This is a genomic window from Bacillus sp. JJ1532 (assembly GCF_036965085.1).
Classification (GTDB): Bacteria; Bacillota; Bacilli; order Bacillales; family Cytobacillaceae; genus Cytobacillus.
Map to the genome: position 1 here is coordinate 1 of NZ_JBALOW010000076.1, position 428 is coordinate 428.

General features: G+C 29.7%; 1 protein-coding gene. It reads right to left on the bottom strand.

The window, feature by feature from the left end:
• Positions 1 to 324 (bottom strand): hypothetical protein (locus tag V7122_RS21100; protein WP_335528860.1); only part of this gene is annotated, 324 nt, incomplete at its 3' end.
• Positions 325 to 428: the final 104 nt, after the last annotated feature.

Below are 428 nucleotides of genomic sequence, written 5' to 3' on the forward strand. Positions count from 1 at the left end.
CATAAATTTAAATACCGCAATAACTACAGTTATACTTTTAACTTCTTTTGGATCAATATCAAATTCTATTTCATCTTCTGAAAAGAAATGGCAATTAATCAAAACACCATTAATGTTAATAGACATTAAAATATGGTAGTCATTATCTTTTAAAAAATGGGCATCATCGGTTTCTTCATACTCCGTTTCTTGTCCATCCTTGTAATAAACAATATCCCAAGGAGAAGTGCGAATCCAATCAAAAAATTTTTGCCAATCGGTTAAATCAACGTCAACAATATAAATATCCCTTAGACTTCCATCCTTGAAAAATACTTTATCCAAAACCTCTTTTGTAATTTCTGTTTAATAAGTCCCAATAATATGATTATTTCATTTGTATTTTACCACTTCTTCTTGAACTAAACTGCCCGTTAGCCATCCATGAA